Source organism: Enterobacter adelaidei (assembly GCF_041937165.1).
Classification (GTDB): Bacteria; Pseudomonadota; Gammaproteobacteria; order Enterobacterales; family Enterobacteriaceae; genus Enterobacter; species Enterobacter adelaidei.
The window spans coordinates 4,037,502-4,063,243 of record NZ_CP154353.1; the positions used below are offsets into that span (position 1 = coordinate 4,037,502).

A 25,742-nucleotide genomic window follows, 5' to 3' on the forward strand; every position below is an offset into this window, starting at 1 on the left:
GAGTAAAATGAAAAAATTAGAAGATGTTGGTGTACTGGTCGCACGTATTCTGATGCCAATTCTGTTCATCGTGGCAGGTTGGGGCAAAATCACCGGTTATGCGGGTACCCAGCAGTATATGGAAGCCATGGGCGTGCCGGGGTTCCTGCTGCCACTGACCATTTTGCTTGAGTTCGGCGGCGGTCTGGCAGTGCTGTTCGGCTTCCTGACCCGTACCACCGCGTTGTTTACCGCAGGCTTTACCGTGCTGACAGCGTTTATCTTCCACAGCAACTTTGCGGAAGGCGTGAACTCTCTGATGTTCATGAAAAACCTGACCATCGCGGGTGGCTTCCTGCTGCTGGCCGTCACTGGCCCGGGCGCATACAGCATCGACCGCGTTCTGAACAAGAAATGGTAAGCACACGCTATACTGAATGAACACAAAGCGAGGAGATATCTCCTCGCTTTTGCTATCTGACGGAGGAGAAAAAAATGGGACAACTCGTAGACGGCATCTGGCAGGATGTCTGGTATGACACCAAATCTACCGGAGGCCGCTTCAAGCGCTCAGTTTCCGCCTTCCGTAACTGGCTGACTGCCGATGGTGCCCCAGGCCCGAGCGGCGAAGGCGGTTTTGCGGCCGAGAAAGATCGTTACCATCTTTATGTTTCACTCGCCTGTCCGTGGGCGCACCGCACGCTGATTGTGCGCAAGCTTAAAGGCCTTGAGTCTTTAATTCCCGTTTCGGTGGTGAACCCGCTGATGCTGGAAAATGGCTGGACGTTTGACGCCGATTTCCCTGCAGCAACGGGGGACGATCTCTATCACCACGATTTCCTGTACCAACTGTATCTGCGTGCCGATCCGCACTACACCGGGCGCGTTACCGTTCCGGTATTGTGGGACAAGAAAAACCAGACAATCGTCAGCAATGAGTCTGCGGAGATTATCCGCATGTTCAACACCGCGTTTGATGCCCATGGCGCTCGCGCCGGAGATTATTACCCGGTAGAACTGCGTGAGAAAATTGATGAGCTGAACAGCTGGATTTACGACAACGTCAATAACGGTGTCTACAAGGCCGGTTTTGCCACCAGCCAGGAAGCGTATGACGAAGCGGTCGGGAAAGTGTTTGAATCGCTGGCGCGTCTGGAACAACTGCTCGGTCAGCATCGCTACCTGACAGGCAACCAACTGACGGAAGCGGATATTCGTCTGTGGACTACCCTCGTGCGCTTTGATCCGGTGTATGTCACCCACTTTAAATGCGACAAGCACCGCATCAGTGACTACCTGAACCTGTATGGTTTTCTGCGTGACATCTACCAGACACCGGGTATTGCCGAAACGGTCGATTTTGACCACATTCGCACCCACTACTACCGCAGCCATAAGACCATCAACCCAACGGGCATTATCTCCATTGGCCCGTGGCAGGATCTGAATGAGCCGCATGGTCGTGACGTCCGTTTCCGCTAAATATTAGGGGCATCAATAGATGCCCTTTTTTAATTCACAATCTCCATCTATCCTTATCTCGATCGCTTAGAAAACAAGTGATTGACCGATTACAGAGGCAGGGAAAAATGGACTGGTATTTAAAAGTACTGCGTAACTACATTGGATTTGGTGGCCGTGCGCGCCGTAAAGAGTACTGGATGTTCGTTCTGGTGAACTTCATCCTCATCCTGGTGCTGGGGATTGTGGATAAAATTCTGGGTTGGGAGCGGGCAAGCGGGGAAGGTGTTCTCACCTCCATTTACGGCATATTTATTCTGTTGCCCTCCTGGGCCGTACAGTTCCGCCGACTACACGATACCGATCGTTCAGCGTGGTGGTTACTGCTGCTGTTGATCCCGGTTGTGGGCTGGATTGTCATTTTGATCTTCAACTGTCAGAGCGGCACGCCAGGCGAAAACCGCTTTGGTGCCGACCCTAAACTCAATGCCTGATTCAATGCCCGGTGGCGCTTGCGCTTACCGGGCCTACAGCTCTATTTATTATAATGAGCGAAAAGCTTCGGGATTTCGCGTAAACACCATGATTTGGCTTCGCCCATGCTATCGCGACGCCACGCCATAATGATATCCACCTCGTGGCTATATTCCGGGCTGACAACGCGCAGCCGACCTTCTGCAATGTCTTTTTCGACAAACGGGTACGGCATGGTCGCCACGCCCAGGCCAGCCAGCAGCGCCTGCCGTTTATCTTCCAGTGAAGTCACCGTCAAACGAGGTTGTTTATCCAGCAGTTGCACCGTTAGCACCGGACGTTCACGTGCGGTATCCGCTACCGCCACGCCGCGATACTTCACGCGCGTCACTTCAGAGAGCGGCTCAGGCTCCTGATGGATCGGGTGATTGGGTGCAGCGACATAGACGTTCATCACACTGTAGAGCTTGCGGGAGTTGATTTCCGACGAGGAACGGAAGTGCATGTCCGGGGCAATGACGATATCCGCCCTGCCCGTCTCCAGACGCTCCCAGGCACCTGCCAGTACCTCAGTAATGATCGACAGCTGGGTATTCGCCTTATCTGCGAGGCGGTCCACCAGCGGAAACAGTGCTTCAGTGGGGACCAGTGCTTCAGTGACCAGCGTCAGATGGGTTTCCCAGCCTCGTGCCAGTGCCTCGGCATCCGTCGTCAGCTTGTCCGCCGCTTCCAGCAGGACACGACCGCGCTCCAGCAGCATCCGCCCAACGTTGGTGAATTTTGTTCGATGACCGGAGCGGTCAAACAGCACCACGTCCAGCTCTTCCTCCAGCTTCTGCATGGTGTAGCTTAGCGCAGACGGAACGCGCCCCAGTTCATCTGCCGCCGCCGCAAAACTGCCACGTCGGTCAATCGCGTCCATGACGCGAAGCGCCTCAAGCGTCAATGCTCTCTCTTTAGCCATCTCGTTCTCATTCAGGAAATTTGAACATACCCGGCAGAATATCTGGCTAACAATGAAGCGTCCATACCTTTACCATTGTTTTAGTGTAAAGAGAGGTCAAGTTTATGATTACGACAAGAACAGCTAAACAGTGCGGACAAGCCGATTTCGGTTGGCTGCAGGCCCGCTACACCTTTTCCTTTGGACACTACTTTGACCCGAAACTCCTCGGTTACGCTTCATTGCGCGTGTTAAATCAGGAAGTGCTCGCCCCGGGCGCCTCCTTCCAGCCGCGTACGTATCCGAAAGTCGATATCCTGAACCTGATCCTGGAAGGCGAGGCAGAATACCGCGATAGCGAGGGCAATCATGTCCAGGCAAAGGCTGGCGAAGCGTTGTTGATTTCCACGCAGCCAGGCATCAGCTACAGCGAGCATAACCTCAGCAAAGAGAAGACGCTGACCCGTATGCAACTCTGGCTCGATGCCTGTCCGGAGCGGGAAAATCCACCGGTACAGAAGGTTGACCTGACGGGCGATAAGCAGCAGCTGATTGCCTCCCCGGACGGTAGCAAAGGCAGCCTGCAACTGCGCCAGCAGGTATGGCTGCATCACATTGAACTGAAGAAAGGCGAACAGGCAAGCTTCCAGCTTCATGGCCCGCGCGCCTATCTGCAGTCAATTCACGGCACGGTGCATGCGGTGACGCACACGGAAGAGAAAGAAGCGCTCACCTGTGGTGACGGGGCGTTTATTCGTGATGAAGCGAATATCACACTGGTTGCTGATACACCACTGCGCGCGTTGTTGATTGATTTGCCGGTGTAATATATTCCCCCTCTGAAGAGAGGGGGAAAAATTCACGACACTTTGCTCGCCATAATCTCAATAATTTGCTGATCCGTTGCCTGCATTGAGCGGCACGCCAGCGCGCACAAGTTCGCTATTGACTGCTCTACATCGTGCGCCACGATCCCTTCATTTCCCGTCACAGCAGAATCATCCAGCGCCATCATCACCGCTTTCCAGCTACTTGCCACGCTGGTAGAAACCTTCATGGCGCAGCTGTTAGACGCCCCATCGCAGATCATCCCGCTGACGTCACCGATCATACTGCCAATCGCCATTGAGATAGTCTGGTAGCTTCCGCCCAACAGCCAGGCCATTCCTGCCGCAGCCCCCATCGCTGCCGTGGTAGCCGCACACAGTGCCGACAAACGTGGAAGCTGGGAATGAATGTAGATTGCCGAAAGATGTGACAACATCAGGGCTCGTGCGAGTCGTTCGTCATCAGCCTGAACGTGTTCAGCGACGACCACTACCGGCAGGGTAGCAGTGATCCCCTGATTCCCGGATCCTGAATTGCTCATCGCAGGTAGCGTCGCACCGCCCATCCTGGCGTCAGAGGCCGCGCTGGTGCGGATAACAATGTCCGACCCCAGATCCTGCGCCATCCACCCACGCGAGCGCTGTTTATTGAGTGTTGCGCCAATGTGCAGCCCCCACTTCCCGCTGAGCCCTTCACGGGAGAGGGCATCATTCAACTTTCCGGCCTCCAGGATAAAACGGATAGCCTCAAACGGAACGTGTTCCACAAACTCAAGGATCTGCGACAGCGTAGTGTTTGACAGCACCGCCAGCGGATCGTCACTCACTTCGCCTTGGCGATCGTCAAGCGCAAAGCGCGTTGTCCCCTGGCAAACCACCTCCACTACTCGCGTATGTCCACCAGCGATAGTCACCATTGCCGAGGAATTCCCGGCGTAAACGCAGGCTCTGGAGTAAAGAATTTCATCGCACGGCGCCTGCAGTTTCACCTGCACCTGACCTGCATCCAGCAGAGCTTTAGCACGTGACAGCGCATCGGCAGTGACATCTTTCAACACCTCCAACCCGGCCTGCGCGTTGCCGCCAATGGCCCCCAGCGCCGCCGCAATGGGTAACCCGACCATGCCGGTGCCCGGCACCGTCACGCCAAGCCCGTTTTTCATCAGATTCGGTGATACCCACGCCTCAATCTGCGTGACGTCACCCGGCAGATGCGCCGCAGCAATCGCGCAGGCCAACGCCAGAGACACCGGTTCGGTACACCCAAGTGCAGGTTTAACTTCTTCCTGCACCGTGCGAATAAATTGCTTCCATAAAGTTTGACTTTGCTCAGACATCGTTACGACCTTATTTACCCTCAGGAGAATGCGAGGAAAGGAGAAACACAAAGCAGCAACCCGGTGATGACAATGATCACCAGCGATACGCCTTTATATTTATGCAGCGCCGGGACTTTGTAGACCAGCCATGCAGGGATTAGGCAGCCCACCATGCCGAAGATGGGGCTACAAATAGAGGTGAAACTCAGCACCGGCGCGTTTAATACAATTGCGCTCCAGGCCAGCAGGATGGCGAACAGCATAATGCCGCGCTGAACGTGGTTTTCATTGATTTTTTCTGCCGGTAATTTGCGGCGCAGGATGTTCATCACGATACCCTGCGTAGCCTCGCGAAAACCGAGATAGACCCCGAAGAATGCGGTCATTACGGCAAAGATATTCAGGATCACGCTGACAATCTTGACCCAGCCTGCACCATCACCACTGATAAACTGCGCCGCGATCGCCAGGGCAGAAATATTCTGTTCGTAAGCTTTTACCGCCTCATCGTGGCCCATTGCCAGCGTGAAGGAGACAGCATAGAAAAAGACCGTCACAAACAGCACGCCAAAAGCAATATTCATTGCCCGTAATGCTTTGTGCCGCGCCACTTCAACCGATTTTTCCCGTGAACGATAGGAGATGACCATCGGACTTAAGGTCTGAATAAAGAGAATGGACGTTAGGGTAAAAGGCAGCGTAATAATGGCGTTTTTAATCAGCAGGCCCATTGGTGGCAGCATGCCGACATTGGCTAAATGCCAAAGACCCATCATTGACAGCCCCAGCGCGGCAACCACGAATAATTTGGTCAGCACCATCAGGCTGGATACTTTAAACAGCAACTGTTCACCGCGCGATGAAATGGCGACCAGAATGCAGATCAGGAATAAACCATAAAAAGGGTTTTTCGAGAGCAGAGTGTCTGTGACACCAAAGGTATGTAAATACGAGGCGCTGTCGTTGGTGATGGCCGTGGAATAGACAAACATCCAGATCACCAGCATCACGAAATAGAGCGCGCCTAATAAGATGCCCCAGTTTTTACCTAAATAACCGCTAATGACGCTCGGGTAATCTTTGCATTCCGGGGATTCGGCCAGCGTATTAATAAACAGACGCTGGAACAGATACATGGCCGGATAACCAATAATCGAGGAAAGTAAAAAGACCCACAGCCCCATTAATCCTACCTGTACCGGGAGAAAAACAATCCCCGCTCCGATAGCCATCCCGATACTCATGATGACCCAACCTGTGTCGGTGCTGTCGAATTTAATCGCCTCTTGCCATTCGCTTTCACGCATTCCCGCCCGTCTTGCCGCCGGGGAATCATTCACAATCACACTGCTGTTTGTTGCCGTATCCATTGGGCACTCGCTTATTTTGTAGGGTAAACAGTTGTTTTTATAGGATTCCGATCGCCAGCGATTGCGATTCAGACAGCTGCAGGTGTGTGTTATTAGTGTGGGAAGATCATATCTGGAGAGGGGGAGAAAAAAGTCACAATTTTTATGAGGATTTACTGAGTCGAAAGGAAAATTTACTCCTCAATTAAGAGAAAGGTCATTAATTTTCTAAAAGTGATGACGATCAAGAAATAAAAACCCGCGCCAGGCGCGGGTACGAAATCAGTTTGCCAGCGCATTCGCCATATCGGTTCTAATCTGCTTACGCTGTTCCGGCGTCAGAACCTGGCTGACATCGAAGTAATATTTCACGCGATAGTAACGGGTCTGCTCTTCAATTTTGCTGAAGGCAGCAAGCTGACTTTTCACCGTGTTTTCATCCCATTTTCCTGCCTGGAACATATCAATTAGCGCCCGATCCTTTACGCCGGTCATTGGGATCTTGCTGACATTTTGTTCCAGCTGATTATGCAGACCTTCAATCTTCTTAACCTGCTCATTGCTGAGCTTAAGGTGTTGTACCAGTGGATCCTGTGACGGTGACGGAGCGGCTTCCACGTTAGCGGCCTGCGCCGTAAAACTGCATGCTGCCAGCGATACTGCAACCAAAGCAATACGGGTCATTTTCATCATCTTACTGTCCTTACATTCTGTTATAGGGAAAAGCAGGAGCATTGTTTTTCAAGAGCGGATGAATATGTGTGAATAATTATATAAACAATTTTGTATGTTTAGCGGGCAAAAAAATGCCCCCTGTCAGGAAGGGGGCATGAAGGCTCATTTCGTCAGATTGACTGAGTGAACGTTCGCGAAATCACATCCTGCTGCTGCTCACGCGTCAGCGCATTAAAGCGCACCGCATACCCTGAAACGCGAATCGTCAGGTTTGGGTAATTCTCCGGATGCGCAATGGCATCCAGGAGCATTTCCCGGTTCATGACGTTGACGTTCAGATGCTGTCCGCCTTCGATAGCCGCTTCGTGGTGGAAGTAGCCGTCCAGTAGCCCCACCAGGTTGGTTTTGCGCACCAGTTCGTCCTTACCCAGCGCCTGCGGCACAATCGAGAAGGTATAGGAGATGCCGTCTTTCGCATAGGTGAACGGTAGCTTGGCAACCGACGTCAGCGAAGCCACCGCCCCTTTTCTGTCGCGGCCGTGCATCGGGTTCGCGCCTGGGGCAAACGGCGTGCCGCCGCGGCGTCCGTCCGGCGTGTTCCCGGTCTTCTGGCCGTACACCACGTTAGAGGTGATGGTGAGAATCGACTGGGTCGGTACTGCATTTCGGTAGGTTGGCAGCGCCTGGATTTTCTTCATAAAACGCTCAACCAGATCGCAGGCAATACTGTCCACGCGGTCGTCATTGTTGCCGTACTGCGGGTAGTCACCTTCAATCACGAAATCAACCGCCAGACCGGTATGGTCACGCACCGGTTTCACCGTGGCATATTTAATGGCCGACAGGGAGTCCGCCGCCACCGACAGGCCGGCAATGCCGCAGGCCATGGTGCGGTATACGTCCCGGTCATGCAACGCCATCAGCGAGGCTTCGTAGCTGTACTTATCATGCATGTAGTGAATGAGATTCAGCGCGCTGATGTACTGCACCGCCAGCCAGTCCATAAAGTGATCGAGACTCGCCATCACGGTATCGTAATCCAACACTTCATCCAGCAACGGCTCGGTTTTCGGGCCCACCTGGATCTTCAGTTTCTCATCCATCCCGCCGTTGATTGCGTACAGCAGCGTTTTCGCCAGGTTGGCGCGGGCGCCAAAGAACTGCATCTGCTTGCCGATCACCATCGGACTGACGCAGCAGGCTATCGCGTAGTCGTCACTGTTGAAGTCGGCCCGCATCAGGTCGTCGTTCTCATACTGCAGCGACGAGGTGACAATCGACACCTGCGCGGCATATTTCTTGAACGCAATCGGCAGTTTTTCAGACCAGAGGATCGTCAGGTTTGGCTCCGGCGCTGGTCCCATGGTGTGCAGGGTGTGTAAATAGCGGAAGCTGTTTTTGGTCACCAGCGTGCGCCCATCCAGCCCCATGCCGCCGATCACTTCCGTCGCCCAGATCGGATCGCCGGAGAAGAGCGTATCGAACTCCGGCGTACGCAGGAAACGCACCATGCGGATCTTCATAATGAAGTGGTCGATCAACTCCTGTGCCTGGACCTCATTCAGACGCCCGGCCTGCATGTCACGTTCAATATAAATATCGAGGAACGAGGCCGTACGCCCCAGCGACATCGCCCCGCCATTTTGAGATTTCACCGCCGCCAGGTAGGCAAAGTAAACCCACTGCACCGCTTCCTGGGCGTTTATCGCCGGACGTGAAATATCAAAGCCATAGTTCGCCGCCATCTGCTGGATCTGCAGCAGCGCACGCTTGTGTTCCGCCAGCTCTTCGCGCAGGCGGATCGTCGCCTCCAGATCTTCGCCGCGCTCCAGCCTACCCTGCAGATCCGCAAACTGAAGTTCGCGCTCGCGCACCAGATAAGCGATCCCGTACAGCGCCACGCGGCGGTAATCGCCGATGATGCGTCCGCGTCCGTAGCCGTCCGGCAAACCGGTCAACACGCCGGATTTACGGCAGCGCATCATCTCCGGCGAATAGGCGTCAAACACCCCCTGGTTGTGGGTTTTACGCAGGTCGGTAAACAGGTATTCAAACTGCGGATCCATTTCGCGGCCATAGGCTTCGAACGAGCTGCGGATCATGTTGATCCCGCCATACGGATGCAGGGCGCGTTTGAGCGGTTTGTCAGTCTGCAGGCCGACAATGGTCTCCAGATCCTGGTCGATATAGCCAGGCCCATGCGCGGTAATTGTGGTGGCGATGTTAGTATCAAAATCCACCGGGGCATGGGTGGCATTCTCCTGGCGAATGCCGACCATTACCTTCTGCCAGAGCGCCGTCGTTGCAGGCGTCGCCTGCGCGAGGAAAGCTTCATCGCCTTCATAAGGGGTGTAGTTATGCTGAATAAAATCGCGCACGTTGACGGCGTTTTTCCATTCTTCACCGCGAAACCCGGCCCATGCGTCGCTGTATGGCGCGACGCCTGTATCAATTGTTACTTTCATTTGATTCTCGCTTTATCAGGCGTAAGCCGCAGCCGGAGTTACCTTCCCAAGACGGAGGGCATCCAGCGCGATCATTTTTTCTTCATTGGTAGGGATCACCGCGCAGACTACGCGGGACGAATCGGTGCTAATGACGCGCTCACCCGCGCTGCCCGGCAGGGCGTTTTTAGCCTCATCGAGGGTGATACCGAAGACCTTGAGATGGTCAGCCACCAGCGTACGAATGAGCCTGGAGTTCTCGCCAATACCGCCGGTGAACACCACGCCATCCAGACGATGCAGCGACGCTGCGTGACCCGCGATATGCCGCGCGATGCGGTGTACAAAAGTGTGTATTGCCAGTTGCGCCCGTTCATTGCCCTCGTGCCAGGCTTTTTCCAGCGCCCGCAGATCTGAGGAAATCCCGGAGATCCCCAGCAGACCGGACTCTTTGTTTACCACCCGCTCCAGATCCTCGAATGACTGACCCGTCTGCTGGGCAATCCACGCCATTGCGCCAAAATCCACATCGCCACAGCGCGTGCCCATCACCAGCCCCTCAAGCGGCGTCATCCCCATCGAGGTATCGACGCTTTCACCGTTGCGCACCGCGCAGATGGACGCCCCGTTGCCGAGATGGGCAATCACCAGGCCGCTGTCATCGGGGGACAGCCCGAGAAGCGTATGTGCCTGCCCGGCCACATAGCGATGAGAAGTGCCGTGGAAGCCGTAGCGACGCAAGCCCAGCGCTTCAAAATAGCGGTACGGCAAACCATACAGATAGGCCTGCGGCGGCAGCGTCTGATGGAAGCTGGTATCGAACACTGCAACCTGCTGTATACCTGGGAACAGGCGCTCAGCGGCTTCTACACCGCTGAGATTGGCGTAGTTATGCAGTGGTGCCAGGGGAGAAACCTGACGGATCTGCTCAATCACCTTATCCGTAATCAGGGTCGACTCGCTGAAGAGGTCGCCGCCATGAGCAATACGATGGCCAATCAAGGCCACGCTGCTCATCAGGTCACGCTTCTCCAGTTCCAGGGCGATGGCAGCCAACGCCCCTTCGTAGTCATGGTGAGCCAGTGTGGCTGGCTCACCCCCATTCACGGAAATAAAGGCTTTTTCAGTGTTGATGCCGTCTGCAATCCCCGTCATCAGGGCATCGCAACTGCTGGCATCGAGCACCGAAAACTTAACAGAGGACGAACCGCAGTTAATAACCAGTACAACCGGAAACTCAATCATGGTGTTACTCCGCTCTTCCTGAGCAATGATTTAGAACAGTTTGTAAACGATATTCAGAATGGTCAGCAGGCCAACAACCGTAACGAAGATGTTCTCGGGTCTGCCCTTAAATTTCGCCATAGCCGGTGCTTTGCGGATGGCATACATCGGCAACAGACACAGCAGAGAGGCGATGATTGGCGCACCCATGGCTTCGATAAGGTCGAGAATGTTCGGGTTGGCGTAAGCCACAACCCAGGTAGAGCCCATGATGAATACCATGCTGATGGTGTTCAGCTTGCCTACAGAGACTTTCTTCTTATCGCCCTTGTAACCGAACTTGAGGATCAGACCGTTCAGCCCTTCCAGCGTGCCCAGGTAGTGACCGAAGAAAGATTTGAAGATAGCGACCAGCGCAATGATGGAAGCACCGTATTCCAGCACAGTAGCAAACGTCGATTTGGTTCCCGACATGGAGGCGAAGTGGTTCGCCAGGTATGAAAGCACCGGAATGTTCTGCGCTTTGGCATCCGCCATGTTCTGCGGAGAGAGCGTAAACAGGCAGCTAAAGGCGAAGAACATCACCACAGCGACCATCAGCATGCTGGCGCGACCGATGATTTTGGAGCATTTCTGCTCGGTAAATTCTTTACCGAACTCAGGTTCGTACTCTTCGCGTTTGGAAACCACGAATGAGGAGACAATCGGCGAGAAGTTAAAGGAGAAGACCATGATGGAGATCCCCAGCCACACCGTGACCAGAATGCCGTCATGCCCGGTGAAAGCAATATCGCTCAGGTTGACCTGGTCGATAACCGCTGAGTTCCAGTAAGGGATCAGCGACAGGGAGATCAGCACCAGACTGGCGATAAACGGGAACACCAGGAAGCTCATGACCTTCACCATCAGGTCTTTACCGAACCAGATAACAAAGGCCATCAACAGCAGCAGGAACAGCGCCACCACGCCGCGGTTAAGCGCAGGTAGCTGGAGCTGGTTTTCCCAGAAAGTCATAAAGGTGTTAGTAATGGTGACACCGTAAATCCACAGCAGCGGGCAAATGGCGAAGAAGTAAAGGAAAGTGATGACCACCCCGCCGGTCTTACCGAAATGCTCTTCCACCGTTTCGGTGATGTTGCCGGAGACGTTGCTGCCGGACAGACAGAGACGCGCCAGCGCGCGGTGGCAGTAAAACGCAATCGGGAACGCAAGAACCAGCATCAGCAGGATGGGGATCAACCCACCAAAGCCTGCGCGGATAGGGAAGAACAGCACGCCTGCGCCAATAGCGGTACCAAACAGGCCCAGGGTCCAGGTGGTATCAGACTTACGCCAGGAGGACGTCTTTGTCTGACCAACGATAATGCTTTCTGTGTTGCTCATAGGTCACCTTTATGCGTCAACGAAGCCGGTAATTTGGGAAACACGAGAGAGGTCGATATTACCGCCGGAAATAATGCAGACGGTTTTACGACCCTGAATATAGTGGTCAAGTTTGCCGCTTAATAACGCGGCACAGGCCAGCGCGCCAGCGCCTTCCGTCACCACTTTATTTCGCTGAATAAGGGCTATCATGCTGTTACGAATATCGTCTTCACTGACCAGCACAATGTCATCGACTAATTCACGAACAATTTCGAAGGTTAATTTACCCGGGCGAGAAACATCGCAACCGTCGGCTAATGTACCGGTGACGCGATGATTTATAATCTCTCCGGCCTGCCAGGAGGCCGCCATTCCGTGAACGTTTTCAGACTGTACGCCGATAATATTAATCGTCGGGTTAATGGATTTAATCGCTGTCGCAATCCCGGCAATTAATCCGCCGCCGCCAATAGGAACAATCACGTTATCCACGTCGTACAAATCTTCGAGAATTTCCAGGCCGATGGTGCCCTGGCCGGCAATCACTTTCGGATCGTCGTAAGGCGGAATAAAAATACGCCCTTCCATCTCAACGATCTCACTGACTTTAGCGATGGTGTCGTTGAAATTATCACCGTGCAGCACGACTTCCGCCGAGTAGTCGCGCGTCGCGGCCACTTTGGATTTCGGCGCGCCCATTGGCATCACAACTTTGCCGTCGATGCCGAGCATGGCGCAGGAAAGAGATACCCCCTGTGCATGGTTTCCCGCGGAGCAGGCAACAACCCCTTTGCGTTTTTCAGCGTCAGTCAATGAGCTTAATTTGTTAAACGCGCCGCGGATCTTAAACGAACCGGTACGCTGCATGTTCTCAAACTTCAGGAATATTTCGCCCTTACAACGTTCACTGAGATAATTCGAACGCGGCATGCCAGTTTTATATATTTTACTTGCCAGCCGTTTTCTGGCGTCCTGAATATCTTCAATGGTTACCGGGAGATCGTAGGTAATGTGCATAATATCCTCGTTATAATAATTCATTCTTTTCGGGCAAAGTCAGGGTATCAGAGTATGAATAAAACAAACTCTGGGTGCTTTAAAACAGGTTTAATACTTATCTGGATTTGATTAAATCATCGTCGTCTTTCACTGGTGAGTGATGCATATTGTTTTGCCAGTTCCACTAATACTGACGCTGATTTTTTAATTCTGTAATTTTTCGACCACACGGCGGCATAACGCGCCACGGGTAATCCATCTTCCACTGGCAGGACAATAAACTGATCGGAGCCGAACGGTGCAATCATGTCGCGGGGAATGACCGTCAAATAATCGGCATTCAGCACAAGGTTATAAATGGTGACAACGGAATCGGTCTGGACGATGTTTTCAATGCTGATGTGATTGTCTTGCAGGGTGGTCAGGAGTTCTTTGTAGTAGCCCATATCGGTTTGCGGCATCACCCACTGCTCATGTGTGAGCGATGCCAGTGTTGTCGAACCGGTGCACGTTCGTGTTTTACTGGCGACGAGTACAAACTCGGACTCAAACAGCGGTTCAACGTGCAGATCCTGCAGAAGCATTTCATCGCTCAGTGTTCCGATGGCGAAATCCAGTCGACCGTCGCGAATGGCCGGGAGGAAGGATGAGAGCTGCGCTTCATACATTGAGACACGCGCTTTCGGGAACACTTCCTTGAATTTTTTGATCATTTCGGAAAGGAAGGTAAAGCCGATCAGAGACGGATAGCCAAAGGAGACATCCATAACGGTGCTGAAACTCAGGCTGTTGATCTCGCTCACCATGTTTTTCATCTCACGCGTGATCGACTCTGAGTATGAGAGCAGAACCTGGCCTGCGGCAGTCAGTTTTACGCCGGTGTTTTTACGCACCATCACTTCCACGCCGAAGTAGGACTCGATATCGCTGATGATTTTGCTGACCGCGGGTTGTGTCAGACCCAGTTGTCTTGCCGCAGAACCTATGGAGCCACTTTTAATGACTTCCTGAAATACCACGAGGTGCTGTGTTTTCGGTAGAATAATAGTGTTCATAATATTCTGCGCTTATTTCCCTATGACGGGGTGGATTCTACTCAATATTGTTTAAAGGGATATGTGCTGTTACTCACAATTTGCTTTTCAGGACCGCTAACCCTCCGTGCAAAACACCACCAAATAACTTAATTATCAATAAGTTAACACAAACAAAATACGTCGATACGCTGATATTGATCAACAAAAATAGCGGTAATAAATTTATTTTATGGCGATAACCCTGATAAATTTCTTTGGTCTAAAAAAATCAATAAAGGCTATCTTTCAGGCAATTAAAGGGCAATTAATAACCATTATTTGGTTATAACATTCTTTCAATTTATCAAATTTTTCAGGGCTGAATTTTCGGGTTTCTGAAAAAGAGTGGAATGCATCACATATTCACGGGGTAAATGTATTTGATTTCTAAATACGCATATCAAATCAGAAAACATTAGAGATCATAATGGCAATATTCATAACAAATCCATAACACTGAGAATTCAGAATTTCTTAGCGTGAAATTTTGTGATTTCGATCCTCTACCGAGCCATGATTGAGTTATTAACCAATAAAATAATGAAATGTGCTTAGCGTCGCAATTTTGAGAATTGATGTCATTTGTAAACATGACCAGGGTGGTACAGAAAGCAAAAACCCCGCCGAAGCGGGGTTTTAAAAGAAGTTGAAGCTGACCAATAAGGCGGCTTCGTTCAACCATACGTCAGGCATCTACAGCGCTGGGGTTGTCGTGTGCCGCAGACTGTATCGCTGTTTGTGTTACAGTGCAAATTCATCGAATGAAGCACTTTTCACACCCAGCCATGCCTAATTGCTAACATTTGCAACACACCAATGATAAAAAACAACAGACTGACAACCGCCAAGTATATCTCCACGTAGAACGGGCCAATAAGCCGTTTTGGTAGCCCACGTATAAAGTCCTTGTCATCGTTTTTGGTCAGGATTGAGCTTTTATTCCACAACAGCGGCATGTATATAAAACTCACTTTTGTGCTGTATGCTACTTTGACATAAAGCGTGTTGACGTTCTCGAACAGCAATACAGCATCGGGCAGACTACCGTATTTTTCTTTGTACAGGATGCAGATCTCTTTAAATCTATCCCTGTTCAGAACTGAGGCTATGATACTGGCTATACCGAAGCCGAAAGCAAGTGCTCCGATGATTACTGTTGCCTTGGCACTAAGTAGATCATTAATGGTCATTGCTTATAACCTCATATAGAGATTCACCAACGAAGCCACCGAACGCAGATGTGGCTTTTAGGATATTGGGGATGGAACAGCCGTTGGTGTGTCTCTTTTGTATCACAGTCTGTGTCACAGTTTTTCCTTAGAAAGCCTGAGACACACCAACGTATTGTTTTAGAAGAAGTTGAAGCTGACCGATAAGGCGGCTTCGTTCAACCATACGTCAGGCATCTGCGGCGCTGGAGTTGACTGGTGTCGCAGGCTGTATCGCAGTTTGTGTTGCAGTGCAAAGCCAGCCAAGGCACGCGCTTTTCACACCCAACCGCGTTTTATCGCCAGCATCAAAATCCCAGCAATGACAAAAAATACTATACTAATCAGACCAAGAAATGCTTCTACATAGAAAGGCCTGATAATCCTTTTTGGTAATCCCCGGATGAAGTCTTTGTCATCGTTCTTGGTCAATATAGAGCTTTTATTCCACAATAGCGGCATGATTATGAACTGTGTTTTTATGCCGTATGCACCCTTGAAGTAAAGTGAGTTAACGTTCTCGAACAGTAATACCGCATCGGGAAGGCTGCCGAACTTCTCTTTGTATAGCTGGCAGATCTCCTTAAATCTCTTCCTGTTCAGAAGTGAGGCTATAACGCTGGCTGCCAAGAATAATAAGCCTATAAGCATAGTTATTATAAAAATCATTTTTATATCAATCATTGCTGGTTACCTCATAAAGGCCCAGTTTTTCCCCAATGAATTCACCAGTAGCCCCGGACAATTCGCTTAGAGCTTTATCAGTTCCGTATGCTATACCACCACTTACGCCGATCATGCAGAGCAAGGCACCTGCACCACCTGCCTCTATGGTTGCAGCCCCCAGTACTACGGCACAGATTGAACTTGCTGCACTTCCCTGGAGAATTCTGCTTGCCAAAGCCCCCCCAGCTAAGCTACCCGCAAACTCACCAATGGAAGTAAACGAAGTTTTGGCACAATCTCGCCCCACGGTGCAGGCTTCAGTGATTTTCGCTGCGGTATCCAGAGCGGATAGACCGAGGCCAATCTTTCCGGCTGTTTCCATGAGCTTCACATACTTCGCCAGCTTTTCGATGTGGGTCGCGTAACCTTCAATATCGCGAACCCCTGTTTCATTCCAGCGATGGGTGATTGAACGACTGGACAGGCCAAGAGCGCTTTTTAGATCAGCATACTCGTTGAACATAAAACGGTGCTTCATGAACATTTTCAGCACGCTATCAAGTTGACCTAACAACCGACGCCGCTCAACGTAAAACTGTTCACCGATCAGAGCGCCACTGGTGATGTAATGGTTTTTATAGGTTTTCTCTATCTCGACAAGAATTTTTTCTACTTGCTGGAAATACCCCTTCGCGGCTTCGGTCGCTTGTCCTGAATATCCATAAGTATCACTCGCCGTACTTGCTGCGGCAGCAAACATCTCAACAGTGTCTTTGTACTTGAAAAGAAAATTAGCTTGCTGGTGTGAGAGTGGAGCTAAAGCACTATCGATACGTTCTTTCGCTGCCTGCATATGGGCAATTTGTTCACTATCCTGCTTGTCCGGGTCAACAACTAACAGAATAGAACCGGCTTTGTATTCCTTACCTGCACCATTTAGAGCACGGTAAAGTTCGCGTGTGCCTGCCGGTGGCTCACTTTCGAATAACCAGGGCTCATATGCGCCAGTTTCAGCACCGTAAGGAAGTATGCAAAAACCAGCATCTACAGGTTCGCGTTTTGCTTCCTGCGGTTTTGGTTCTTCTTGTACATGTTTTTTAGCGGCCTGTGCGTGCTGCTCTGGCTCCGGAACGGTTTCTGTCGTTGATTTCACGGCTGCTGACACCGGGGCGGCTTTTGTTGATGCGACTGGATATGAACCATGCCATGCCCAGGTCTGCGAGGGAATGAAACGAGCCTTGCACGGACAGGTTGAGCGGCTATAAAGCGTGCTCGCAACATGCGTACCATCGACTATGTCACCAGGATGCCCCCCTGCTACGTGGAAGACTCCAGGGTGCTTTCCACAAGAGACTTTATGGCCATTCAGGGCTGCATAGTTACCAGCAAACTCTTTTCTTTTTGTTCCTTCGAGGATCTGTCCACCGCAAGTTGTCCTGTCCCCTTTGACTAACCAATGTCCCATTACTGGATCTCCTACAGTGCAACAGGGGTGAGAAAATTGGCAGGCATTGCGGGGCTGTTGTCCAGTTGGCACAGGAGAGCAAAATCTTGTGGGGTACTAATAATCACGTCACCGTTATCAAGCTGGCTTCCTACAAGAGCAAAAGAAACACCGTTTCCATTAGTTGCTGCTGATTCTGAGCCACTGATAATACGGGTGCGTGTTCCGTCCGGATAAACAACATAATCGCCAACCATTGCCCGATTAACCTTGCTCCCATCTTCAAGAGTAAATGAGTCGTTTGCGCTGGCTTGCTCAATCTTCCCACCGTTTCGAGTGAGCGATCCCGCAGTGGCAAAGCGCCAAATCGCCACTAAAGAACGGTCTTTCATTTCTTCAACATGAGAGTTGAAAATCTGTCGTTGTTCGGCGCTGAATGGATTCTTGAATGATGCGAGCACTGATGGCGTGAGTCCGTTGGTGTATTGCTGCATAAGTCCCTCTACTTGCTGTGAATTTATCTTCATACGTAAGCCATTGTACAAATAGCTCCCATGCTCAGGTAGTAGCTTTCCCTAAAAAATGAAACCGTATTTCAAATAATTCACATGGTGAATGTGTTGGTGTTTTTCATTCACTATTTTCAGTATCAAAGCTCTCGCTGTATGGGCAGTGCTTCGATTTCATCAGGTAGGTAAACGTATAGATGCTATGGAATAAACGCACAGGGTTTGCCCATTTGCTGTGCTTGACTGTTACGGATTGCTCATCGTTATACGGGCCGCGTCAGCGTTGAATGCCGCCAACAGACCACAAAACATAACTGCGCAGCCTCGCATCTTCATCTCTCCTATGTCGGGGACGTTGGTGTATCAGTGGTGTAGTGCATAAATCTAGCGAACAGATGTCACCGGCAGAATATGAAAATCACTATTATCAACGGCTCGGAAGTGTCTAGATTACCCGTGGCAATTCTCTACCGCATAGTTGTTGGGATTTTTTTCACCGCAGCATAAAAGGTGGCCTGAACGCAAAGTAAATAATCATCAATGTCTTTTTGTTCTAATTTCTTCATTTTCTGCACTATGTCCAATAGTTGGGCTGGCTCTAGATTGGACGATTTTACAAAAGAAATGAACATAGAAAGGCGGGAAGATATAAATCTTGCTCTGCTGGCTAAATCGCAGCCCAGAGACACGCGGAACAAACCACCTGAGGGTAGTCTGAAATGAAGGCTGTAGCGATTGCCACGCTTTAGGATGTTGGGGATGGAACATCCGTTGGTGTGTCTCTTTTGTATCACAGTCTGTGTCACAGTTTTTCCTTAGAAAGCCTGAGACACACCAACGTATTGTTTTAAAATAAGTTGAAGCTGACCGATAAGCCGGGTTCTGTCGTGGACAGTCATTCATCTAGGCCAGCAATCGCTCACTGGCTCAAGCAGCCTACCCGGGTTCAGTACGGGCCGTACCATGTGAACCCCTATTTGGCCTTGCTCCGGGTGGAGTTTACCGTGCCACGGACTGTTACCAGCCGCGCGGTGCGCTCTTACCGCACCCTTTCACCCTTACCTGATCCCGCTTGCGCGGGCCATCGGCGGTTTGCTCTCTGTTGCACTGGTCGTGGGTTTCCCCCCCAGGCGTTACCTGGCACCCTGCCCTATGGAGCCCGGACTTTCCTCCCCTCCGCCCGTCTCCCCCGAAGGGGACGACGACGAAGCGGCGACTGTCTGGTCAGCTTCGGCGCGCAGTATAGAGGGTTTGCGCGCCGCTGTCACCCTCAGGTGTGGGCAAGATGTTATTAACGCGCGACTTCTACCTTCGCCAGTTTTTCGTAGTAGCACGCAATGGCACTGTGGTCGGCCGTCCCCATGCCATCGGCACGCAGGGCCTGCATCATTTCCATCACGGCGGCGGTCAGCGGCAGTTGCGCCCCGACACCGTGAGACGTATCCAGTGCGTTTGCCAGATCTTTAATATGCAGGTCGATGCGGAAACCAGGTTTGAAGTTACGATCCATCACCATCGGTGCTTTGGCATCCAGCACGGTACTCCCCGCCAGACCGCCACGGATTGCCTGGTAGATCAGGTCCGGGTCGACGCCCGCTTTAGTTGCCAGCGTCAGCGCTTCGGACATCGCAGCGATATTCAGCGCCACAATCACCTGGTTCGCCAGCTTAGTCACGTTACCCGCTCCGATGTCACCGGTGTGCACCACAGAGCCAGCCATCGCTTTCATCAGATCGTAGTATTTGTCGAAGATCGCTTTATCGCCGCCGACCATAACCGACAGCGTGCCGTCGATCGCTTTCGGTTCACCGCCGCTGACCGGTGCATCAAGCATATCGACGCCTTTCGCTTTCAACGCCTCGCTGATTTCACGGCTTGCGAGGGGGGCAATAGAGCTCATATCAATCAGTACCAGACCTGGCTTCGCACCGTCGATAATGCCATTCTCACCCAGAGCGACCTCTTTTACATGTGGAGAGTTTGGCAGCATGGTGATGATGACATCGCACTGCTCAGCAATGGCTCTGGCTGTGGTGGCCGTTTCGGCACCCGCAGCAATGACCTCAGCCACAGCTTGCGGATTATGGTCTGAAACCACCAGTGAATAACCCGCTTTGATGAGGTTCTTACTCATTGGCTTACCCATGATCCCCAGGCCAATAAAACCGACTTTCAGCGTCATAATCTGTTTCCTCAATGATGGTTATTTTTTAAAAGCGTCCGCTAATTTCTGCGTGGCTGAGCGGAATACGCCGAGGTCACTGCCGACCGCCACAAAGGTGGCGCCCCATTCCAGATAACGACGAGCGTCAGCTTCAACCGGTGCCAGAATGCCGCACGGTTTGCCATGGGCTTTAGCGCGGGCAAAGATGTGTTGAATGGCGTGCTGTACGTCCGGGTGACCCGCATTACCCAGGTGTCCCAACGCCGCAGCCAGGTCGCTTGGACCGACGAAGATACCGTCGACGCCGTGTGTGGCAGCAATGGCGTCGACGTTATCAACACCCTGCTGGCTCTCAATCTGTACCAGGATGCTGATGTTGTTATTGGACTGCGCGAAGTAGTCCGGCACGGTGCCAAACATATTGGCGCGATGCGAAACGGATACACCGCGGATCCCTTCCGGGGGATAGCGCGTTGAGGCCACGGCTCGCGCCGCCTCTTCTTTCGTTTCCACAAACGGGATCAGGAAGTTGTAGAAGCCGATATCCAGCAGACGTTTGATGATCACTGGTTCGTTGGTTGGCACACGCACCACCGGCGCGCTCTGGCTACCTTTGAGTGCCATCAACTGCGGAATAAAGGTATTGATATCGTTCGGCGCATGCTCACCGTCCAGTACCAGCCAGTCGAAACCGGCCAGGCCCAGCACTTCGGTGCTGATGGGATTTGCCAGCGCGGACCAGCAACCAATCTGGATCTGATGCGCCGCGAGGGACGCTTTAAACTTATTTGGGAGAATATCGTTATTCATCGCGTTTACCTTTTTAATTCCGCAGCCTTATTCCGGATATTTATTGCCAGCATTATATTTATTTTCTGACTTAATTTCGGCGTTATAAAATCGTCATTCAGTATAATCCGCACATCACCGCGACACATTGTTTTAATGCTCAGGTATTGTGGTTATTTTTGATAATATTTTGAGCATTTGCACGAATCACTGCGCGCTGATGCACAGAATCAGGCATTACGGGCTCTGGGGCGATCGAGATCACATTCTCGTTCCTTATCTCCTGACATGCTTTATTTCTGCCATAAGAAAATTGGCTGCATTTATTATCAGACTCTTGCTGGAGAATACTGAACAATGGCCGATATTGAAATTCGACAAGCGTCGCCGAGGGCGTTTTATATAAAAGTCCACGACACCGATAATGTGGCGATTATTGTCAACGGCAATGGCTTAAAAGCGGGAACCCGTTTCCCGGACGGGCTGGAGTTGATTGAGCATATTCCGCAGGGACATAAAGTTGCGCTTGTGGATATCCCCGCTCACGGTGAAATTGTGCGTTACGGAGAGGTAATTGGTTACGCCGTTCGCGCCATTCCTCAGGGTAGCTGGGTTGAAGAGTCGCTGGTCGCGTTGCCAAAAGCACCGCCCCTGAACACACTCCCGCTGGCAACCCGCGTGCCTGAACCACTCCCTCCTCTGGAAGGCTATACCTTCGACGGTTATCGCAATGCCGACGGTAGTGTCGGTACCAAAAATCTGCTCGGCATTACCACCAGCGTGCACTGTGTGGCGGGCGTGGTGGATTATGTGGTGAAAATTATTGAACGCGACCTGCTGCCGAAATACCCGAACGTGGATGGCGTGGTCGGCCTGAATCACCTTTATGGCTGCGGTGTGGCCATCAATGCACCGGCGGCCGTTGTGCCTGTCCGTACCATTCACAATATCGCCCTGAACCCGAACTTCGGCGGCGAGGTGATGGTCATTGGCCTCGGCTGTGAAAAGCTGCAACCTGAACGCCTGCTGCAGGGGACCGAGGACGTGAAAGCTATCCCGGTCAGCGATGCCAGTATCGTGCGTTTGCAGGACGAGCACCACGTCGGTTTTAGATCGATGGTCGACGATATTCTTCAGGTGGCAGAACGCCATCTCGATAAGCTGAACAAACGCCAGCGTGAAACCTGCCCGGCCTCTGAGCTGGTGGTAGGAACGCAGTGCGGCGGCAGCGATGCGTTCTCCGGCGTGACCGCCAACCCGGCGGTAGGCTACGCGTCCGATCTGTTTGTTCGCTGTGGTGCCACGGTGATGTTCTCCGAAGTGACTGAAGTGCGTGACGCTATCCATCTGCTTACCCCTCGCGCCATCAATGAAGAGGTAGGTAAGCGTCTGCTTGAGGAGATGGCCTGGTACGATAACTATCTCGATATGGGCAAAACCGACCGTAGCGCCAACCCCTCTCCGGGGAACAAAAAAGGTGGACTGGCGAACGTGGTGGAAAAAGCCCTCGGCTCGATTGCGAAATCTGGCCAGAGCGCCATTGTTGAAGTCCTTTCGCCGGGCCAGCGTCCAACCCGACGCGGCCTGATTTACGCGGCAACCCCGGCCAGCGATTTTGTTTGCGGCACGCAACAAGTCGCGTCTGGTATTACAGTGCAGGTCTTTACCACCGGACGCGGCACGCCGTACGGCCTGATGGCGGTTCCGGTGATCAAGATGGCAACCCGCACCGAACTGGCAAACCGCTGGTATGACTTAATGGATATCAACGCGGGTACTATCGCCACCGGGGAAGAAAGTATTGAGGATGTGGGCTGGAAGCTATTCCACTTCATTCTGGATGTGGCGAGCGGTCGCAAGAAAACCTTCTCTGACCAATGGGGATTACATAATCAGCTGGCGGTGTTTAACCCGGCGCCCGTGACCTGATTAACATCGACCCTCTCCCCAATCGGGAGAGGGTCACAATTATTCCTTAACCAACACCACGTCTATCCCAATCTTGCGTAACCCTTCCAGACTTTCAGCCGGAATACCTTCGTCGACAATAATCATATCAATGCGTTGTGTATCAATGATTTTATGCAGGCTTGAGCGGTTAAATTTGCTGGAGTCAGTCACGACGATAATGCGTTCTGCCACTTCGCACATTTTGCGATTCAGACGGGCTTCATCTTCGTTATGCGTGCTTACGCCGCGATCGAGATCGATGGCATCGACGCCCAGGAACAGCATATCAAAATGGTAATTCTGTAAGGATTGCTCCGCCTGGTCGCCATAGAAAGATTGCGACTGACGGCGTAAATGCCCACCGGTCATCAGCAATTCCACCCCTTCCGCTTCCAGCAACGCGTTCGCGACATTCATGCCGTTGGTCATAGCAATCACGTCCGTATGCTGACGCAGCATACGGGCGATTTCAAACGTCGTGGTACCGGAATCCAGAATGATACGGTGTCCTGGCTTCACCAGCTCAGCGGCCGCCTGCGCAATACTGCGCTTTACGGCCGTATTCAATGAACTTTTATCTTCCACTGAAGGTTCAACACCTTGCGCATGACCTTCACAAATCAATGCACCGCCGTAAGCACGCACGGCAATGCCCTGCTTCTCAAGGAAGGCCAGGTCGTTGCGGATCGTTACCGTCGAAACACCATATAAATGAGAAAGATCGTTAACCTGCACGCTTCCCTGCGCCCGCAACCGCTGAATAATTTGCTCTCGCCTTTCACTGGTGCCGGTGATGCGCTTTTCTGCGGATGAATCGGTGCTGCTCATGCGAGCTCCTTAATCAATAAACTTTCGTTTCATTTCGTTTTGCTTATTAAGGCCTTTCTTTTACGGGAATGCAAGCCCTGTCTGACGACCAGGGGCAAGCTCACCCGGCGCTGAAACCTTTCATTATGTTTCTTTTGTGAAACAGATCGGAAAACTATTATCTTTCGTTTTATTTTTATACCACCATGATGCAGGATTAAATGAAACAAAACGAAAGATGAATACCATCACCATCCGAAATGGAGAGGAAAGTGAAACATCTGACAGAAATGGTGGAACAACATAAACGGGGGAATTCAAACGGGATTTATGCCGTCTGTTCCGCACATCCACTGGTACTTGAAGCTGCAATTCGTTACGCCCACTCGCATCAGACGCCGATATTAATTGAGGCCACCTCCAACCAGGTGGATCAGTTTGGTGGCTATACCGGCATGACGCCCGCTGATTTTTACGGGTTTGTTTGTCAGCTTGCGGAATCCCTTAATTTCCCGACTTCACTGTTGATCCTCGGCGGGGATCATCTGGGGCCCAACCGCTGGCAAAATCTACCTGCGGAACAGGCGATGGCAAATGCCGACGATCTGATCAAAAGCTATGTTGCTGCCGGGTTCAAAAAGATCCACCTCGACTGCAGTATGTCTTGCGAAGACGATCCGGTACCTTTAACCGACGCAATCGTCGCAGAGCGTGCTGCACGTCTGGCGAAAATTGCCGAAGAGACCTGTCGTGAACAGTTTGGCGTGTCGGACCTGGTCTACGTTATCGGCACTGAAGTGCCTGTTCCCGGAGGGGCGCATGAAACCCTGAATGAACTCGACGTCACCACACCGGAAGCGGCACGCGCCACGCTTGAAGCACACCGTCACGCTTTCGAAAAAGAAGGTTTAAACGCTATCTGGCCGCGCATTATTGGCCTGGTCGTTCAGCCTGGCGTTGAGTTTGACCACGCCCATGTATGCGACTATCAACCACACAAGGCCGTCGCGCTGAGCAAAATGGTGGCAGCGTACGACACGCTGGTGTTTGAAGCGCACTCCACCGATTACCAGACGCCGCAAGCGCTTCGCCAGCTGGTAAAAGATCACTTCGCGATCCTGAAAGTCGGCCCAGCTTTGACCTTCGCTCTGCGAGAATCTTTGTTCTCACTGGCCGCCATCGAAGAAGAACTGCTGCCTGCCAAAGCCAGTTCTGGCCTGCGTCACGTACTGGAAAACGTGATGCTCGATCGCCCGGAATACTGGCAAAGCCATTACCACGGTGACGGCAATGCACGACGCCTGGCGCGCGGCTATAGCTACTCTGACCGCGTCCGCTATTACTGGCCAGACAGCCAAATTGACGATGCCTTTGAGCGACTGGTACGCAACCTGGCTGACGACCCTCTCCCGCTGCCACTGATTAGCCAGTACCTGCCGTTGCAGTACAGCAAAGTTCGCGAGGGTGCTCTCAAGTCAACGCCACGGGAACTCATCATCGACCACATTCAGGACATACTTCAGCAGTACCACGCCGCCTGCGAAGGCGTAACGACTCAACACGCATAATTAAAAAAGAGGAAAACGCTATGCCAAACATTGTTTTATGCCGCATCGACGAACGTCTGATCCACGGTCAGGTGGGTGTGCAGTGGGTGGGGTTTGCGGGGGCAAACCTGGTGCTGGTCGCTAACGATGAGGTTGCAGAAGATCCGGTTCAACAAAACTTGATGGAAATGGTGCTCGCGGAAGGGATTGCCGTGCGCTTCTGGTCGCTGCAAAAAGTGATCGACAACATTCACCGCGCTGCCGACCGCCAGAAAATTCTGCTGGTCTGTAAATCACCCGCTGATTTTCTGACGCTGGTGGAGGGCGGCGTACCTGTCACCCGTATCAATGTAGGCAACATGCACTATGCCAATGGCAAACAACAAATTGCCAAAACGGTCTCTGTCGACGCAAACGATATCACTGCGTTCAACGGTCTGAAATCTGCCGGAGTGGAATGCTTCGTTCAGGGCGTTCCAACAGAAACTGCTTTGGATCTCTTTAAACTGCTCTGAGGGATTCA

The 25,742-nt window shown here is 51.9% G+C and carries 24 protein-coding genes, 1 other RNA gene and 1 pseudogene; 7 read left to right on the forward strand and 19 right to left on the reverse strand.

All coding sequences use genetic code 11. From position 1 onward, the window contains the following. Window positions 1-7 precede the first annotated feature (7 nt). The 3 genes from AAHF05_RS19600 to AAHF05_RS19610 all read left to right on the forward strand — a co-directional run bounded on the left by AAHF05_RS19600 (window position 8) and on the right by AAHF05_RS19610 (window position 1,934). Window positions 8-400, forward strand: a complete 393-nt coding sequence (locus AAHF05_RS19600; protein ID WP_023309292.1) for a DoxX family protein — start codon at window positions 8-10, stop codon at window positions 398-400. Window positions 401-474: 74 nt separating this feature from the next. Next, window positions 475-1,461 carry a glutathione S-transferase family protein gene (locus AAHF05_RS19605; RefSeq protein WP_028017094.1) on the forward strand — a complete coding sequence of 329 codons (987 nt, stop codon included), beginning with the start codon at window positions 475-477 and terminating at the stop codon, window positions 1,459-1,461. Between the two features lie 107 nt (window positions 1,462-1,568). Beyond that, window positions 1,569-1,934 carry a DUF805 domain-containing protein gene (locus AAHF05_RS19610; protein WP_028017093.1) on the forward strand — a complete coding sequence of 122 codons (366 nt, stop codon included), beginning with the start codon at window positions 1,569-1,571 and terminating at the stop codon, window positions 1,932-1,934. A gap of 41 nt (window positions 1,935-1,975) precedes the next feature. On the opposite strand, the gene AAHF05_RS19615 is transcribed toward AAHF05_RS19610, so the two are convergent. After that, a complete protein-coding gene (locus tag AAHF05_RS19615) occupies window positions 1,976-2,878 on the reverse strand; it encodes a LysR family transcriptional regulator (RefSeq protein WP_028017092.1) in 903 nt (300 codons plus the stop codon). A gap of 104 nt (window positions 2,879-2,982) precedes the next feature. On the opposite strand from AAHF05_RS19615, the gene AAHF05_RS19620 reads away from it, so the two are divergent. Further along, the gene (locus tag AAHF05_RS19620) at window positions 2,983-3,684 is read left to right on the forward strand and encodes a pirin family protein (RefSeq protein ID WP_028017091.1); all 702 of its coding nucleotides are present in this window, start codon (window positions 2,983-2,985) and stop codon (window positions 3,682-3,684) included. 32 nt (window positions 3,685-3,716) lie between these two features. Here AAHF05_RS19620 and AAHF05_RS19625 read toward each other — a convergent pair whose 3' ends face one another. The 17 genes and pseudogenes from AAHF05_RS19625 to garL all read right to left on the reverse strand — a co-directional run bounded on the left by AAHF05_RS19625 (window position 3,717) and on the right by garL (window position 20,936). After that, window positions 3,717-5,021, reverse strand: coding sequence for a serine dehydratase subunit alpha family protein (locus tag AAHF05_RS19625; protein WP_128348170.1), 1,305 nt, complete (start codon window positions 5,019-5,021; stop codon window positions 3,717-3,719). Window positions 5,022-5,041: 20 nt separating this feature from the next. Further along, window positions 5,042-6,373 (reverse strand): amino acid permease, encoded by a 1,332-nt coding sequence (locus AAHF05_RS19630; protein ID WP_049007633.1) that lies wholly within the window; start codon window positions 6,371-6,373, stop codon window positions 5,042-5,044. A 261-nt stretch (window positions 6,374-6,634) separates the two neighbouring features. Continuing rightward, the gene (locus tag AAHF05_RS19635; RefSeq protein WP_049007632.1) at window positions 6,635-7,045 is read right to left on the reverse strand and encodes a Spy/CpxP family protein refolding chaperone; all 411 of its coding nucleotides are present in this window, start codon (window positions 7,043-7,045) and stop codon (window positions 6,635-6,637) included. A gap of 152 nt (window positions 7,046-7,197) precedes the next feature. After that, the gene (gene pflB, locus AAHF05_RS19640) at window positions 7,198-9,492 is read right to left on the reverse strand and encodes a formate C-acetyltransferase (RefSeq protein ID WP_129324165.1); all 2,295 of its coding nucleotides are present in this window, start codon (window positions 9,490-9,492) and stop codon (window positions 7,198-7,200) included. Between the two features lie 15 nt (window positions 9,493-9,507). Then, window positions 9,508-10,716, reverse strand: a complete 1,209-nt coding sequence (gene tdcD / locus AAHF05_RS19645; protein ID WP_129324166.1) for a propionate kinase — start codon at window positions 10,714-10,716, stop codon at window positions 9,508-9,510. A 30-nt stretch (window positions 10,717-10,746) separates the two neighbouring features. Then, complete coding sequence (gene tdcC, locus AAHF05_RS19650) at window positions 10,747-12,078, reverse strand: threonine/serine transporter TdcC (protein WP_028017082.1); 1,332 nt, start codon at window positions 12,076-12,078, stop codon at window positions 10,747-10,749. Window positions 12,079-12,087: 9 nt separating this feature from the next. Next, window positions 12,088-13,077, reverse strand: coding sequence for a bifunctional threonine ammonia-lyase/L-serine ammonia-lyase TdcB (gene tdcB, locus AAHF05_RS19655; protein WP_129324167.1), 990 nt, complete (start codon window positions 13,075-13,077; stop codon window positions 12,088-12,090). Window positions 13,078-13,193: 116 nt separating this feature from the next. After that, window positions 13,194-14,114, reverse strand: coding sequence for a transcriptional regulator TdcA (gene tdcA, locus AAHF05_RS19660; protein WP_129324168.1), 921 nt, complete (start codon window positions 14,112-14,114; stop codon window positions 13,194-13,196). Between the two features lie 794 nt (window positions 14,115-14,908). Beyond that, on the reverse strand, window positions 14,909-15,325 hold the full coding sequence (locus AAHF05_RS19665) for a hypothetical protein (protein WP_241697873.1): 417 nt from the start codon (window positions 15,323-15,325) through the stop codon (window positions 14,909-14,911). Window positions 15,326-15,622: 297 nt separating this feature from the next. Then, complete coding sequence (locus tag AAHF05_RS19670) at window positions 15,623-16,027, reverse strand: hypothetical protein (protein WP_129324169.1); 405 nt, start codon at window positions 16,025-16,027, stop codon at window positions 15,623-15,625. After that, the gene (locus AAHF05_RS19675) at window positions 16,020-17,474 is read right to left on the reverse strand and encodes a PAAR domain-containing protein (protein WP_129324170.1); all 1,455 of its coding nucleotides are present in this window, start codon (window positions 17,472-17,474) and stop codon (window positions 16,020-16,022) included. Before AAHF05_RS19675 ends, AAHF05_RS19670 begins: the two co-directional genes overlap by 8 nt. Window positions 17,475-17,485: 11 nt before the next feature. Beyond that, window positions 17,486-17,980 carry a PAAR domain-containing protein gene (locus AAHF05_RS19680; RefSeq protein WP_374936414.1) on the reverse strand — a complete coding sequence of 165 codons (495 nt, stop codon included), beginning with the start codon at window positions 17,978-17,980 and terminating at the stop codon, window positions 17,486-17,488. Between the two features lie 103 nt (window positions 17,981-18,083). After that, window positions 18,084-18,292, reverse strand: a pseudogene (locus tag AAHF05_RS19685) (hypothetical protein). A 137-nt stretch (window positions 18,293-18,429) separates the two neighbouring features. After that, on the reverse strand, window positions 18,430-18,768 hold the full coding sequence (locus tag AAHF05_RS19690) for a hypothetical protein (protein ID WP_241697874.1): 339 nt from the start codon (window positions 18,766-18,768) through the stop codon (window positions 18,430-18,432). A 49-nt stretch (window positions 18,769-18,817) separates the two neighbouring features. Further along, an RNA gene (rnpB, locus tag AAHF05_RS19695) (RNase P RNA component class A) lies at window positions 18,818-19,194 on the reverse strand. Window positions 19,195-19,253: 59 nt separating this feature from the next. Continuing rightward, entirely contained in the window at window positions 19,254-20,144 is an 891-nt protein-coding gene (garR, locus tag AAHF05_RS19700; RefSeq protein WP_129324172.1) for a 2-hydroxy-3-oxopropionate reductase, read from the reverse strand. A 21-nt stretch (window positions 20,145-20,165) separates the two neighbouring features. Further along, complete coding sequence (garL, locus tag AAHF05_RS19705) at window positions 20,166-20,936, reverse strand: 2-dehydro-3-deoxyglucarate aldolase (RefSeq protein WP_129324173.1); 771 nt, start codon at window positions 20,934-20,936, stop codon at window positions 20,166-20,168. A 336-nt stretch (window positions 20,937-21,272) separates the two neighbouring features. Here garL and garD point away from each other — a divergent pair, with 336 nt between their 5' ends. Next, window positions 21,273-22,844: a galactarate dehydratase gene (gene garD, locus AAHF05_RS19710; RefSeq protein WP_129324174.1), complete on the forward strand. Its 1,572-nt coding sequence runs from the start codon at window positions 21,273-21,275 to the stop codon at window positions 22,842-22,844. Window positions 22,845-22,883: 39 nt separating this feature from the next. On the opposite strand, the gene AAHF05_RS19715 is transcribed toward garD, so the two are convergent. After that, complete coding sequence (locus tag AAHF05_RS19715; protein WP_114978818.1) at window positions 22,884-23,693, reverse strand: DeoR family transcriptional regulator; 810 nt, start codon at window positions 23,691-23,693, stop codon at window positions 22,884-22,886. 239 nt (window positions 23,694-23,932) lie between these two features. Between AAHF05_RS19715 and kbaZ the strand changes: the two genes are divergently transcribed. After that, entirely contained in the window at window positions 23,933-25,240 is a 1,308-nt protein-coding gene (gene kbaZ / locus AAHF05_RS19720; protein ID WP_129324175.1) for a tagatose-bisphosphate aldolase subunit KbaZ, read from the forward strand. Between the two features lie 20 nt (window positions 25,241-25,260). Further along, window positions 25,261-25,734, forward strand: a complete 474-nt coding sequence (gene agaV, locus AAHF05_RS19725; RefSeq protein WP_028017073.1) for a PTS N-acetylgalactosamine transporter subunit IIB — start codon at window positions 25,261-25,263, stop codon at window positions 25,732-25,734. The last annotated feature ends 8 nt before the right edge of the window (window positions 25,735-25,742 follow it).